The following is a 14471-nucleotide window of genomic DNA, read 5'->3' as shown; positions in this document are numbered from 1 at the left end:
CAAAGCAGAAAATGCTTTTTTTTTTTAGGAAATATGATAGACTGATAAAGTGAAAAGTTGAGGTAAATAAAATTGAAAAAAATGAGTATTTTAGCGATGAGTATTTCTTTGCTCTTTACTGTTTTAGTCTGGTTCTCGATGGTAACAAATGTCAAACAAGGAATACCGTTTTCAGATGCTAGTATTTTTGAATATTTTGGGTATGCAATGAATCGAGGAGAATTGATGTATGCAGACTTATTTGATCATAAGGGGCCAGTTGTTTTTTTACTGAACTACCTAGGATATCTTATTGGTGGTGCATTAGGAATTAAATTTTTATACCTATTTTGTACATTTCTATTCTTTATAGCTAGCTATAAGATCTCAAGATTATTTACTGGGAATAAGCAAACAATTTTAACTTTAGCAATTATCTTTATAATTTATGAGTATTTTTTTGATGGCGGTTGGAGTTTAGAAGGTTTTATTTTACCTTTTTTGTCTTATTCATTATACATTTTTTTAAAATTATTTATACAAAATGATTTCAGTAAAAATGACATCGTAGTATCAGGTGCGTTTTTCGCTATTGTATTTTTTACGAAAGCAAATATGATAGGGATTTGGCTAGTATTTTGTATTTATGTATTGATTGATTTTATACTAAAGAAAGCATACAGGGAATTGTTTTCTTTGATAGGATTATTTTTCGTTGGAGTATTAATACCAACTATCCCTTTGTGCCTATATCTGTTATCAAAGGGCATCTTTATTGAAATGGTATACCAGTCGATTGGAATTAATTTTATTTATGCTACAGAGTCTAATAACGTTTCGATGTATGAGATTATCAGATGGTATATTTCCCAAACAAATCTCTTAAGTCTTAATTTATTGATGTTATTTTCCTTGATACCACTATGGAAGAAATTTGGAATAAAATCAATCTACTATCATTTTGTTTTTATTGTTTGTTTACTTCTGGCTCTTATCTCAAAAAGAAGCTATGGTCATTACATTTTAGTAATGCTCCCGATTTTGATTCCATATATTTCCTATTTATTTCATAGCATATCCAAGAAAATGTCTTTTCAAGTATTTTTTGTCTTATTCTTAGGATTTATTATTGTATACCAGAATGATGTAAAATCCATCATGAAAAGTATGAATACAAGATATCTGAATAGATCTGAGAAACAGCAACGCGTTGCTAGCTATATAGAGAAAAATACGTCGATGGATGATCGAATTTATACACACCGTCAAAATGGAACAATTTATTTGTATAGTGAACGGCTAGCTAGTACAAAATTTTTCTTTATTCCAGCTGTGACAGATGATCGAGTTATTATTGATGAGTTTAGAAAATCTATACAAGAAAATCCTCCTATCTATATTGTATTTGATACTGAATGGGATTATGGTAAGAGAACTGACTCTTTTATTAAGGATTATATTAAAGTAAATTATCACTTAGAAAAACAGATTGATACAGCTATGATTTATAGAAAAGGAGGAGAATAGCGTGAGCAGGAAAAAGCCAATTTTATATATAGTTGTTCCGTGCTACAACGAAGAAAAAGTCTTACCACATACTAATCCAATGTTTGTTGAAAAAATTGAACAATTAGTACAGAAAGAAGAAATCCATCCTCTTAGTAAAATCATGTATGTAAATGATGGTAGTAAGGATCGGACTTGGGAACTAATAGAAAGTTATGCTAATTCCATTCCTTCTGTAGTTGGTGTGTCGCAAAGTCGTAATAGGGGGCATCAGAGTAGCGTTCTTGCAGGTATGTATGAAGCTATTCAGTTTGCTGATATTGTCATTACCATTGATGCGGATGGACAAGATGATATTAACTGCATGGATAAGATGGTTTCGGAGTATAAAAGTGGTTCTGAAATTGTATACGGTGTACGTGATAATCGTGATACGGACTCTGCTTTTAAACGAATTACAGCCGAAGGTTTTTATAAAGTGCTACGCCTATTTGGAGCAGAAGTTGTTTTCAATCATGCCGACTATAGATTGGTATCAAAAAGATTTCTGCAGGAATTAGAAAAATTCACTGAAGTGAATCTTTTTCTTCGTGGTTTAATGCCTTTAGTTGGTTTTAAATATTCTTATGTTTCATATAAGCGTCATGAACGAATTGCTGGTGAGAGCCATTATCCACTGTCCAAAATGCTTGGTTTGGCTATGGATGGTATTACCAGTTTATCAATCAAACCGATTCGGTTGATTACAAGTTTTGGGGTCTTGACATCACTCTTTAGCTTTCTATTGATTATTTGGGTTTTATGGAGTAAGTTTGCTGGTACGGTTGTGGCAGGTTGGGCAAGCACCTATGCAATAGTTAGTTTACTTGGTGGAGTACAATTGATTAGTTTGGGAGTAATTGGTGAGTATATTGGAAAGATTTACCTAGAAACGAAACGTCGTCCGAGATATATTATCAGTGAACGTACTTTTGATAAGGATAGAATTTTATAGAATCTTTACTCTTTGAAAATTTTTCAAAATTTGGTATAATAGTACTACTCAAGGGAGTAGCTGGCAGAAACCTGTGATAGTGTCGTCATTCCGAATTTTATACTGAAAAGTATGCTTTCCGGCACTATCTTAAACAGCGAGACTTGTTATGATTAACAGGTCTCTTTTTGTTTGTCGTGAAAAGATATGACAGAAAGAGAGTCTGTTTTGCACACAATGTCAAGGAGGAGACACATGTCAAAAGAACAAAAACGCCAAGCGTTTTACACTCAGAGTCCTGAAGAGGTCTTGAAGGCTGTGGATGCGACCGAGCAAGGTTTGTCATCAAGTGAGGCAGAAAAGCGCCTTGCCGAATTTGGCCACAATGAACTCGAAGAAGGCGAGAAACGATCAATTCTGGTCAAGTTCATCGAGCAATTTAAGGATTTGATGATTATCATCCTAGTTGCGGCAGCTATTTTGTCAGTCGTGACTTCTGGTGGGGAAGATATCGCAGATGCCATTATCATCTTAGCCGTGGTTATCATCAACGCTGCCTTTGGTGTTTACCAAGAAGGGAAAGCAGAAGAAGCTATCGAAGCCCTCAAATCCATGTCTAGTCCAGCTGCCCGCGTTCTTCGTGATGGGCATATGGCTGAGATTGATTCTAAAGAATTGGTACCAGGTGATATTGTTGCCCTTGAAGCTGGCGACGTAGTACCTGCAGACCTACGTTTGCTAGAAGCCAACTCTCTTAAAATTGAAGAAGCAGCTCTTACAGGTGAGTCTGTGCCAGTCGAAAAAGACTTGACAGTTGAACTTGCTGCAGATGCTGGTATTGGTGACCGTGTCAATATGGCCTTCCAAAACTCAAATGTGACTTATGGTCGTGGTCTTGGTGTTGTTGTCAATACAGGGATGTACACGGAAGTTGGTCATATCGCTGGCATGCTCCAAGATGCGGATGAGACGGATACACCACTCAAACAAAACTTGAACAACCTTTCTAAGGTCTTGACCTATGCTATCTTGGTCATTGCCCTTGTTACTTTTGTAGTTGGTGTTTTCATTCAAGGCAAAAATCCACTTGGTGAGTTGATGACCTCTGTTGCGCTTGCTGTTGCAGCCATTCCAGAAGGGCTTCCAGCTATCGTAACTATCGTTCTTGCTCTTGGTACTCAAGTGTTGGCCAAACGAAACTCTATCGTTCGTAAGTTGCCGGCAGTAGAAACACTTGGTTCAACTGAAATCATTGCTTCTGATAAGACTGGTACGCTGACTATGAACAAGATGACAGTCGAAAAAGTCTTTTACGATGCGGTTCTACATGACTCAGCTGATGACATTGAACTGGGTCTTGAAATGCCCCTTCTACGTTCAGTTGTCTTGGCTAATGATACGAAAATCGATGTGGAAGGCAACCTGATTGGTGACCCAACCGAAACAGCCTTTATCCAATATGCCTTGGACAAGGGCTACGATGTTAAAGGTTTCTTAGAGAAATATCCTCGTGTGGCTGAGTTGCCATTTGACTCTGAACGTAAGCTCATGTCAACAGTTCATCCACTTGCAGATGGACGCTTCCTCGTAGCTGTTAAAGGTGCGCCAGACCAACTTTTGAAACGTTGTGTTCTTCGTGATAAGGCTGGGGATATTGCTCCGATTGACGAGAAGGTTACAAACCTCATTCACACAAACAACTCTGAAATGGCTCACCAAGCCTTGCGTGTCCTTGCAGGTGCTTATAAGATTATTGACAGCATTCCAGAAAATCTCACTTCTGAAGAACTTGAAAATGATTTAATCTTTACTGGTTTGATTGGAATGATTGATCCTGAACGTCCGGAAGCTGCTGAGGCTGTTCATGTGGCTAAGGAAGCTGGAGTCCGTCCAATCATGATTACAGGTGACCATCAAGATACTGCAGAAGCTATTGCCAAACGTTTGGGAATCATTGACGCAAACGATACCGAAGGCCACGTTTTAACTGGTGCTGAACTCAACGAACTATCTGATGAAGACTTTGAAAAAGTCGTTGGTCAATACTCTGTTTATGCCCGTGTGTCTCCAGAACACAAGGTTCGTATCGTCAAGGCTTGGCAAAAACAAGGTAAAGTCGTTGCCATGACAGGTGACGGTGTCAATGATGCTCCGGCTTTGAAAACAGCAGACATCGGTATCGGTATGGGAATCACTGGTACAGAGGTTTCTAAGGGGGCTTCTGACATGATTCTTGCAGATGATAACTTTGCGACTATCATTGTTGCAGTTGAAGAAGGACGTAAGGTCTTCTCAAACATTCAAAAGACTATTCAGTACCTACTTTCTGCCAATACTGCTGAAGTATTGACCATCTTCCTATCAACCTTGTTTGGTTGGGATGTCTTGCAGCCAGTTCATCTTTTGTGGATCAACTTGGTAACGGATACCTTCCCAGCAATTGCACTAGGTGTTGAACCTGCTGAGCCTGGTGTCATGAACCATAAACCACGTGGACGCAAGGCAAGCTTCTTCTCAGGTGGTGTTTTGAGTTCTATCATCTATCAAGGTGTACTCCAAGCAGCTATTGTTATGAGTGTTTATGGACTTGCCCTTATTTACCCGGTTCACGTGGGTGACAATCATGCCATTCATGCTGATGCCCTTACTATGGCCTTTGCAACCCTTGGTTTGATTCAGCTCTTCCATGCCTACAATGTCAAGTCTGTCTACCAATCCATCTTGACAGTTGGTCCATTCAAGTCTAAGACCTTCAACTGGTCCATCTTGGTATCCTTCATCCTTCTTATGGCAACAATCGTTGTAGAACCGCTTGAAGGAATCTTCCACGTAACCAAACTAGATTTGTCACAATGGGGAATCGTTATGGGCGGAAGCTTCTCAATGATTATTATCGTCGAAATTGTTAAGTTTGTTCAACGTAAACTCGGTTTTGACAAGAATGCGATTTAAAAAAGTCATCTTCGGATGGCTTTTTACTACAGTTGAGGGAAAGGGCTTGCAGTTATCAGCTTTTGTGCTATAATTGCTATAATATAGTAAAAAGCAAGAGGAGTGTGAGGAAGTGGAAAAGAAAATTGTGAAGGATATTTTGTTTTTATCTCAGGTATCTCAGCCGGCAAGTCAGGAAGACCTGTATCTTGCCAGAGATTTGCAGGATACACTCTTAGCAAATCGAGAAACTTGTGTTGGTCTGGCTGCCAATATGATTGGAGTGCAGAAGCGCGTGATTATCTTTAATCTGGGCTTGGTTCCTGTGGTCATGTTTAACCCAGTGCTCCTATCCTCTGAAGGACCTTATGAGACAGAGGAAGGCTGTTTGTCCTTGGTAGGTGTGAGACCTACTAAGCGTTATGAAACCATAAGGGTTGCTTATCGTGACAGCAAGTGGCAGGAACAGACCATTACTTTGACAGGTTTCCCGGCCCAGATTTGCCAGCATGAACTGGATCACTTGGAAGGACGAATCATTTAGGAGGACAGCAAATGAAACGGATAATCTTTGAACTTATTTTTATCGCAACGACCTGGTATATCTTTTTACCACCCCTTAACCTGACTAGCTGGGAATTTCTCTTTTTCCTCTGTGGGCATTTGTTAGTTGTGGCAATCTTATTTGGCTTTGGCAAGGGAATCAATCTGGTCAAAACGGTTCATGTGCGCCACGGCAAGGCGGAAGCTGCCTTAAATCTTGAGGGTTTCAAAATCAATCGGTTAGGAAAAATCCTTTTAGCTTCTATTGGAGGAATTCTTCTCTTAGCAGCCTTGGTTTCCTTGGTGACTTCCAGCATTTTTCAGGCTAAAAATTATGCCAATGTAGTCACGGTTACGGAAAAAGACTTTACTGAATTTCCTAAGACTGACACCAGTAAGGTTCCTATTTTAGATAGAAGTACTGCTGAAAAAATTGGTGACCGCTACTTGGGTTCCCTAACAGATAAGGTATCGCAGTATGTAGCGGCAGATACCTATACTCAATTGACGATTGATGGGAAGCCTTATCGGGTTACACCATTAGAATACGCAGATCCTATCAAATGGTTTAACAATCAGGCCAAGGGAATCGGCGAGTATATCAAGGTGGACATGGTAACTGGTAATGCGGACTTGGTGGACTTGAAGACACCAATCAAGTATTCTGATTCGGAGTATTTTAACCGCGATGTCAAGCGTCACCTGCGCTTGAAGTACCCAACTAAAATCTTCAAGACTCCATCTTTTGAGGTGGACGATGAGGGCAATCCTTTCTATGTGGCGACGGTTTACCAAAAGCAGTTTGGACTTGCGGTTCCTCGTCCTGTTTCAGTCATTATCTTGGATGCTACAAATGGAGAAACCAAGGAATACAGCTTGGCAGATGTTCCGGAATGGGTGGACAGAGTTTATCCAGCTGAGGAAACCATTGAGCAAATCAACTACAACGGCAAGTACAAGGATGGTTTCTGGAATGCCATGATTTCCAAGAAAAACGTGACCCAGACTACCAAGGGCTATAATTACTTGTCTATCGGCAATGACATCTATCTCTACACAGGTGTGACGTCGGCTAATGCAGATGAAAGTAATCTTGGTTTCATCCTTGAGAATATGCGAACAGGGGAAATCACTAAGTACAGCTTGGCTTCTGCGACCGAAGAATCGGCCCGTGAATCAGCCGAAGGTGCTGTTCAGGAGAAATCCTACAAGGCGACCTTCCCAATCCTTATCAATCTCAATGACAAGCCTCTCTACATCATGGGCTTGAAGGACAATGCTGGCTTGGTCAAAGAGTACGCTTTGGTAGATGCAGTCGAGTATCAAAATGTTATCGTAGCTACGACAGTGGAAGAGATGCTCAGTAAGTATGCCAATAAAAACGACCTTGAAATTGACAGTGCAACAACAGAAAGCATCAAGGGTGTGGTAGCAGACCTCAAATCAGCTGTTATCAAGGGAGACACCGTCTACTTCTTTAAAATTGATGGCAAGATATACAAGGTCAAGGCCTCTGTATCAGATGACCTTCCTTACCTTGAAAATGGTAAAAACTTTGAAGGTCAAGTAGGAAAAGACAACTATCTCAAGACCTTTAAAGTACAGTAAAAAAGGTTTATTTAAAAAATATATGTTATAATAAGGTGAATTAAGCCTAATGGAGGACAAAGAAATGGGTTTTTATTTGATGCTTGCTTCAATGCTACTCGGACTGCTTGCTTTGAAGATAGGTTTTTCTCAGTTCAAGGAGAACAAAGATAAATTCTTATCTATCTTAACAAGCTTAGCTGGGCTAGCCCTTGTTCTCGTGGCTGTCTGGTTAGGATGGCCAAAATAAATAGAGAAGCCTCGGTCAAACCGAGGTTTTTCAGATGAATTTCTTGGTTGTGGTTAAAAAATATGCTACACTATCAATATGAAAATTTTAATCCCAACAGCAAAAGAAATGAATACAGATTTGCCAAGTATTGAAGCCACTCCTTTAAAACCAGAAAGTCAGGCTGTGCTGGATGCCTTGGCTCTCTATTCTGCTAGTCAATTGGAGAGTTTTTACAAGGTATCAGTTGAAAAGGCGGCGGAAGAATGTCAACATATCCAAGCTTTGAAAAGGCAAACTGCTCAACACTACTCAGCTCTGAAACTTTTTGATGGGCTCATGTACCGCCACATCAAGCGAGATAAATTGACAGAGGCAGAACAAGCCTATCTTGAAAATCATGTCTTTATTACTTCGGCTTTGTACGGTGTCGTTCCAGCCTTGTCACCTATGGCACCTCACCGTTTGGACTTCTTGATGAAGTTAAAAGTCGCAGGTAAGACTTTGAAGAGCCATTGGAAGGCAGCCTATGATGAAGCTGTGAAGCAGGAAGAAGTGATTTTCTCCCTTTTGTCGTCCGAGTTTGAGACCGTATTTTCTAAGGAAATCAGAGAAAAGATGGTGACCTTCAAATTCATGGAGGATAGAGGCGGCCAGCTGAAAATTCACTCAACCATTTCCAAGAAAGCGCGTGGTGCTTTCTTGACAGCCCTGATAGAAAATCAAGTACAGACGGTGGAGAAAGCTCGTCGCTTAAGCTTTGCAGGATTTAACTACCGAGAAGACCTGTCACAGCCACAGGAATTGGTTTTTGTAAAGAAAGTATAGAAATCAGATATTTTGTATTTGACAATATGTATCCTCAGTTATTGTAGTTTATAAATGAGAAAAAAGCGAACAAGCTAGACTTCTGAGTGTCAGAAAAGTAGTCTTGTTCGCTTTTATTATGTTAGTTTAGTTACTTGATAGCATTGACCAAGTCTTGAGCTTGTTTTTCAAGTGAGTTTAGGACTGTTTCTTCGAGAACCAATTTTCCGTCTGCCCAGGCAGAGTCATTAACACGTGCAGCAGTAAAGTCGCCAATGACTTGTGTACGGATAAATGGCAAGAGGTCTTTGTAGATAGCAAAGAGTTGATCATGACCTGCATTGGCTACAGATGATACTGTGACAAACTTGTCTTGAAGGGCAGAAGCGCTACGTGTATCAGACAAGTCAAGGGCACGAGATAGCCAGTCAAGCAAGTTTTTCACTGTACCAGGGATAGAGAAGTTATAGACTGGAGAGAAGATCCAGATAGCATCCGCAGCGAGAACTGCTTCACGAGCAGTCGCTACAGCTGGATGTGTTGGAACTTCCAAATCTTGGCTGAAGAGAGGAAGGGCTGAATAATCAAGGTAGCTAACTTCCGCTTTACCAGCAAGTGCTTTCTCAGCTTCGAGGGCCATTTGGTGGTTGAAAGAACCTTGGCGTAGGGATCCGACGATAAATAAGACTTTTTTAGACATGATGTGTCTCCTTTTTCTTTAAATTTACGAGAATTTTCTCGTTGTTATAAAATATATTACAACAAAACAAAAGGACTTGCAAGAAATTTGCTCAAAGATAAGTAAAACTATAAAATTGCCGAAACTCTAGTCACTTGCGACTGGAATGCATTTGATTTTCGAAGAGTATTCTAACATTCTCTTGTAATGTGATGATATAAGTGATAAAATAAACAAGAAAACTCGCAATAGAAACCGCAGAACAGCTATTTTCCGATATCATTTCATAAATCATTAAAGGAATAATAATGGCATTGAAGAATGCTTCTAAAAAGGGGTGGAGATCATGTAAGGCACAGATTAACAAGTGACGGACAAAAGAAACAATAATACACTTGTTAAAGGAGAAAAGATGTTAATAAGAAATTATCGGAGAAATATTGGCCTGATGGCCGGAGTTGAGTTTTTTGCATTTTTAGGGATTACCAGTTTTTGGATTCTCTTTCTCAGTCAAAATGGAATGTCTCTTTGGCAGATTGGACTTCTGGAGAGTATTTTTCATACGACCAGTCTTCTCTGTGAAATTCCATCTGGAATGTTAGCTGATCGTTATTCCTATAAGACCAATCTTTATTTAAGTCGAATAGCGGGAATTGTGTCTTCCGTTCTCATGTTAGTAGGGCAGGGGAATTTTTGGATATATGCACTAGCTATGGCGGTAAGTGCCTTGTCTTATAATTTTGATTCAGGAACAAGCGCAGCAATGGTCTATGACTCGGCTGTAGAGGCTGGACTAAAGGAGCGTTATCTATCCATTTCAAGTTTCATATCAGGAGTGTCAGAAGGAACCCAGTCTTTGGGAACAGTGCTAGCAGGATTTTTTGTTCATGGTCAATTGCACCTGACCTACTATATCATGATTGCCACTTCTATCATAGTTCTTTTCCTGATTTGGATGCTGAAAGAACCTAGTGTCAAGCTAGAAAAAACTGATAGTGTGACCATGAAACAGATTATTTGGACTGTTAAGGAAGAGTTGGAGCGAAATCCCATGCTCTTCAACTGGATGATTTTATCTCAGATTGTCGGAACACTCATGTGCATGTTTTATTTTTACTATCAAAATCAGTTACCGGATTTAAGTAGCTGGCAAATTTCAGCAGTTATGCTACTTGGTAGTCTCCTGAATATCCTTGCAGTCTATCTAGCGAGTAAGATTGGAAAGAAATATGCTGCCTTGAAAATTTTCCCTCTTCTCGTCCTGCTGACTGGAGTCACCTATATGCTGTCCTACTTTGGAACACCTCTAATCTATATTTTGATTTATTTGATTAGTAATGCTCTATATGCTCTTTTTCAGCCGATTTTTGACAATGATTTGCAAGAGCGGCTCCCAAGTGAAGTAAGGGCAACCATGCTGAGTGTCTACTCTATGATGTTTAGCCTTAGTATGATTGTCTTCTTTCCACTGACAGGCTGGTTGATTGACCATTTAGGCTTTGTGCTAACATTTCTTTATCTAGGATCCTTTTTAGTCATGATTAGCCTTCTACTGGCTATATTTTTAGGAAAAATGGCTAAAAGAATGGATGATAAAATGATTCCATAGATCAAAAAAACTTACGAAAACTTGAGTGCCAAGCTCAGGTTTTTTAATAGGTTGATTTTGGAGCTGTCTTTACTTTTCTTGATCGGTTTTAATCAAGAAAAATCGGTTTGCTTTGAAGGAAGAAATAATATAGGTTTGTTCTTGCATTCACTTGTAATAAAGCCCAATAGATGGTAAAATAGACGAGTGAAAAAAAGACAAAACAAAGCAAAAAATAATCTACTGTGGCAGTATGGTCTAGGGATGACGATTTTGTTTGTGGTTATCAGTGCTTCCTTTCTGTATCTAGTGTTTCTGAGTATGAAACCTTATCAAACTGCTAAAAGTGAAGGAGAAAAATTAGCTCAGCAGTATGCAGGATTAGAGCAGGCTGATCAGGTTGACTTATACAATGGCTTGGAATCCTATTATAGCGTTCTTGGCCGTAATAAAAAACAAGAAGCACTTGCTGTCCTGATTGGAAAAGATGACCATAAGATTTACGTTTATCAGCTAAATCAGGGTATTTCACAAGAAAAAGCAGAAACGGTTTCTAAGGAAAAGGGAGCTGGCGAAATTGACAAGATTACCTTTGGTCGTTACCAAGACAAACCAATCTGGGAAGTCAAGTCAGGATCTGATTTTTATCTAGTAGATTTTGAAACAGGAGCATTGGTCAATAAGGAGGGCCTATGAAACTATCCAACCGTGTTTTAGAAATGGAAGAAAGTGTGACCTTGGCTGCTGGAGCCCGTGCCAAAGCACTCAAGGCTGAGGGAAGAGATATCCTGTCTCTAACCTTAGGTGAGCCAGATTTCACTACTCCGAAAAATATCCAAGATGCCGCCATTGCATCGATTCGAGATGGGCGTGCTTCTTTTTATACAGTAACCTCAGGTCTGTCAGAGCTTAAGGCGGCGGTCAATAGCTACTTTGAGCACTTTTACGGTTATTCTGTTGCACCAAATCAAGTGACAGTCGCTTCTGGAGCCAAATATTCTCTCTATACATTCTTTATGGCTGTGGTCAATCCAGGTGATGAGGTTATCATCCCAACCCCTTACTGGGTCAGCTATGGAGACCAAGTCAAGATGGCTGAGGGAGTTCCCGTCTTTGTTCCTGCTAAGGAAGACAATCACTTTAAGGTGACTGTAGAGCAGTTAGAAGCAGCTCGCACAGACAAGACCAAGGTTTTGGTGTTGAATTCACCATCTAACCCGACAGGTATGATATACACTCGTGAGGAACTCTTGGCAATCGGAAACTGGGCTGTAGAAAAGGATATTCTCATCCTAGCAGATGATATCTATGGCCGCTTGGTTTATAATGGTCATGAGTTCACACCGATTTCTAGCCTATCTGAAGCGATTCGTAAGCAAACAGTGGTCATCAATGGTGTGTCTAAGACCTATGCCATGACCGGTTGGCGGATTGGCTATGCTGTCGGTGAAGCAGATATTATTGCTGCCATGTCTAAGATTGCTGGTCAAACAACCTCTAATCCGTCAGCTGTAGCTCAGTATGCAGCAGTTGAGGCCCTATCAGGAGAGCAAGATACTGTAGAAAACATGCGTCAGGCTTTTGAAGAACGTCTCAATACTATCTATCCCCTTCTTGCGGAAGTGCCAGGATTTGAAGTAGTCAAACCGCAAGGGGCCTTCTATCTCTTCCCAAATGTCAAAAAGGCAATGGAGATGAAAGGCTATACCGATGTGACAGACTTTACAACCGCTATCTTAGAAGAAGCCGAAGTGGCCTTGGTAACAGGAGCAGGTTTTGGAGCGCCAGAAAATGTTCGCCTCAGCTATGCGACAGACCTAGATACGCTTAAAGAAGCAGTTAGTCGCTTGAAAGCATTTATGGGTAGTGAGAATGATTGATCATTTTGAAATTAAGGTAAAAGATTTACAAATTTCAGAAGGATTTTATAGGAGATTTCTCGCTCCTTTGGGCTATAAATTAGCTTTTAAGACTAGTTCTCTAATCAGTTTTCTTGCCCCAAATAGCCCTCATCCTGGTGGTGATTTTTGGCTGGCTCAGGGGACACAAGATCCTATTCACTTTGCTTTTTTAGCAGAAAATAAGGAAGAGGTTCAAGCTTGTTATGAGGCTGGCTTAGAGGCAGGTGGGCGAGACAATGGGGCTCCTGGTTATCGCAGTGAGCAACCGATTTACTACGCTGCTTTTGTGATTGACCCAGATGGGAACAATATAGAAGTGGTTTGCCATAAAGAATAAAAAAGAAAAGGAAAAATAATGACAAAACGTGTAACGATTATTGATGTAAAAGACTATGTTGGTCAGGAAGTGACGATTGGCGCTTGGGTTGCCAATAAATCAGGAAAAGGAAAAATTGCTTTCTTGCAATTGCGTGATGGAACAGCCTTCTTCCAAGGTGTAGCCTTTAAACCAAACTTTGTAGAAAAATTTGGTGAAGAAGTGGGACTTGAGAAGTTTGATGTTATCAAACGCTTGAGCCAAGAAACTTCTGTTTATGTGACAGGAATTGTCAAAGAAGACGAACGTTCTAAATTTGGTTATGAGTTGGACATTACAGACATCGAAGTGATCGGTGAATCTCAAGACTACCCAATCACACCAAAAGAACACGGAACAGACTTCTTGATGGACAACCGTCACTTGTGGCTCCGTTCTCGTAAGCAAGTGGCCGTGATGCAAATCCGTAATGCTATTATCTATGCAACTTATGAGTTCTTTGACAAGAATGGTTTCATGAAGTTTGATAGCCCAATTCTTTCAGGAAATGCAGCAGAAGATTCAACTGAACTCTTTGAAACAGACTACTTTGGAACGCCAGCTTACTTGAGCCAATCAGGTCAGCTTTACCTAGAAGCAGGCGCTATGGCTCTTAGTCGTGTCTTTGACTTTGGTCCAGTATTCCGTGCTGAAAAATCAAAAACACGCCGTCACTTGACTGAGTTCTGGATGATGGACGCAGAGTACTCATACTTGACACATGATGAGTCTCTTGACTTGCAAGAAGCTTATGTGAAAGCTCTTCTACAAGGTGTTCTTGACCGTGCGCCTCAAGCCTTGGAAACATTGGAACGTGATACAGAACTCTTGAAACGCTACATTGCAGAGCCATTCAAACGTATCACTTACGATCAAGCCATTGACCTCTTGCAAGAGCATGAAAATGATGAAGATGCTGACTACGAGCATCTTGAGCATGGTGATGACTTTGGTTCACCACACGAAACGTGGATTTCAAACCACTTTGGTGTGCCAACGTTTGTCATGAACTATCCAGCAGCCATCAAGGCCTTCTACATGAAACCAGTTCCTGGAAATCCAGAGCGCGTGCTTTGTGCAGACTTGCTTGCTCCAGAAGGCTATGGAGAAATCATCGGTGGATCTATGCGTGAGGAAGACTACGATGCTCTTGTAGCTAAGATGGATGAACTTGGCATGGATCGTACAGAGTACGAATTCTACCTTGACCTTCGTAAATACGGTACAGTTCCACACGGTGGATTTGGTATCGGTATCGAGCGTATGGTAACTTTCGCAGCAGGAACAAAACACATCCGTGAAGCTATTCCATTCCCACGTATGTTGCATCGTATTAAACCGTAAGAATGGGAAAACGCCCATGTGGCGTTTTTTCGAATTCCAGAGTTTTTAC

Annotated in this window: 13 protein-coding genes; 12 read left to right on the top strand and 1 reads right to left on the bottom strand. The window is 40.3% G+C overall.

Going from position 1 to position 14471, the window contains the following annotated elements:
• Nucleotides 1–72: 72 nt before the first annotated feature.
• From HW098_RS10345 to yaaA, 7 genes are all read left to right on the top strand, one after another.
• Nucleotides 73–1506: a hypothetical protein gene (locus HW098_RS10345; RefSeq protein ID WP_240149432.1), complete on the top strand. Its 1434-nt coding sequence runs from the start codon at nucleotides 73–75 to the stop codon at nucleotides 1504–1506.
• A gap of 1 nt (nucleotide 1507) precedes the next feature.
• Complete coding sequence (locus tag HW098_RS00365; RefSeq protein ID WP_176138930.1) at nucleotides 1508–2479, top strand: glycosyltransferase; 972 nt, start codon at nucleotides 1508–1510, stop codon at nucleotides 2477–2479.
• 234 nt (nucleotides 2480–2713) lie between these two features.
• Complete coding sequence (locus tag HW098_RS00360) at nucleotides 2714–5410, top strand: cation-translocating P-type ATPase (protein ID WP_176138929.1); 2697 nt, start codon at nucleotides 2714–2716, stop codon at nucleotides 5408–5410.
• Nucleotides 5411–5522: 112 nt separating this feature from the next.
• Nucleotides 5523–5933: a peptide deformylase gene (locus HW098_RS00355; RefSeq protein WP_173234768.1), complete on the top strand. Its 411-nt coding sequence runs from the start codon at nucleotides 5523–5525 to the stop codon at nucleotides 5931–5933.
• An 11-nt stretch (nucleotides 5934–5944) separates the two neighbouring features.
• Nucleotides 5945–7540, top strand: coding sequence for a hypothetical protein (locus HW098_RS00350; RefSeq protein WP_176138928.1), 1596 nt, complete (start codon nucleotides 5945–5947; stop codon nucleotides 7538–7540).
• A 64-nt stretch (nucleotides 7541–7604) separates the two neighbouring features.
• Complete coding sequence (locus HW098_RS00345; protein WP_057487076.1) at nucleotides 7605–7769, top strand: YczI family protein; 165 nt, start codon at nucleotides 7605–7607, stop codon at nucleotides 7767–7769.
• Nucleotides 7770–7847: 78 nt separating this feature from the next.
• Nucleotides 7848–8576 (top strand): peroxide stress protein YaaA, encoded by a 729-nt coding sequence (yaaA, locus tag HW098_RS00340; RefSeq protein ID WP_176138927.1) that lies wholly within the window; start codon nucleotides 7848–7850, stop codon nucleotides 8574–8576.
• 130 nt (nucleotides 8577–8706) lie between these two features.
• Here yaaA and HW098_RS00335 read toward each other — a convergent pair whose 3' ends face one another.
• Nucleotides 8707–9255, bottom strand: coding sequence for an NADPH-dependent FMN reductase (locus tag HW098_RS00335; protein ID WP_176138926.1), 549 nt, complete (start codon nucleotides 9253–9255; stop codon nucleotides 8707–8709).
• A 391-nt stretch (nucleotides 9256–9646) separates the two neighbouring features.
• Between HW098_RS00335 and HW098_RS00330 the strand changes: the two genes are divergently transcribed.
• From HW098_RS00330 to asnS, 5 genes are all read left to right on the top strand, one after another.
• Nucleotides 9647–10843 carry an MFS transporter gene (locus tag HW098_RS00330; RefSeq protein ID WP_176138925.1) on the top strand — a complete coding sequence of 399 codons (1197 nt, stop codon included), beginning with the start codon at nucleotides 9647–9649 and terminating at the stop codon, nucleotides 10841–10843.
• A gap of 186 nt (nucleotides 10844–11029) precedes the next feature.
• Complete coding sequence (locus HW098_RS00325; RefSeq protein WP_176138924.1) at nucleotides 11030–11518, top strand: DUF5590 domain-containing protein; 489 nt, start codon at nucleotides 11030–11032, stop codon at nucleotides 11516–11518.
• A complete protein-coding gene (locus HW098_RS00320; protein ID WP_050890141.1) occupies nucleotides 11515–12702 on the top strand; it encodes a pyridoxal phosphate-dependent aminotransferase in 1188 nt (395 codons plus the stop codon). Before HW098_RS00325 ends, HW098_RS00320 begins: the two co-directional genes overlap by 4 nt.
• Nucleotides 12695–13060 carry a VOC family protein gene (locus HW098_RS00315; protein ID WP_176138923.1) on the top strand — a complete coding sequence of 122 codons (366 nt, stop codon included), beginning with the start codon at nucleotides 12695–12697 and terminating at the stop codon, nucleotides 13058–13060. Before HW098_RS00320 ends, HW098_RS00315 begins: the two co-directional genes overlap by 8 nt.
• 15 nt (nucleotides 13061–13075) lie before the next feature.
• Nucleotides 13076–14422: an asparagine--tRNA ligase gene (gene asnS / locus HW098_RS00310; RefSeq protein ID WP_176138984.1), complete on the top strand. Its 1347-nt coding sequence runs from the start codon at nucleotides 13076–13078 to the stop codon at nucleotides 14420–14422.
• Nucleotides 14423–14471 lie beyond the last annotated feature (49 nt).

Source organism: Streptococcus sp. 1453 (assembly GCF_013276955.1).
Classification (GTDB): Bacteria; Bacillota; Bacilli; order Lactobacillales; family Streptococcaceae; genus Streptococcus.
Note: the sequence above shows the minus strand (reverse complement) of the source record. Positions and strands in the feature narration are given on the sequence as shown.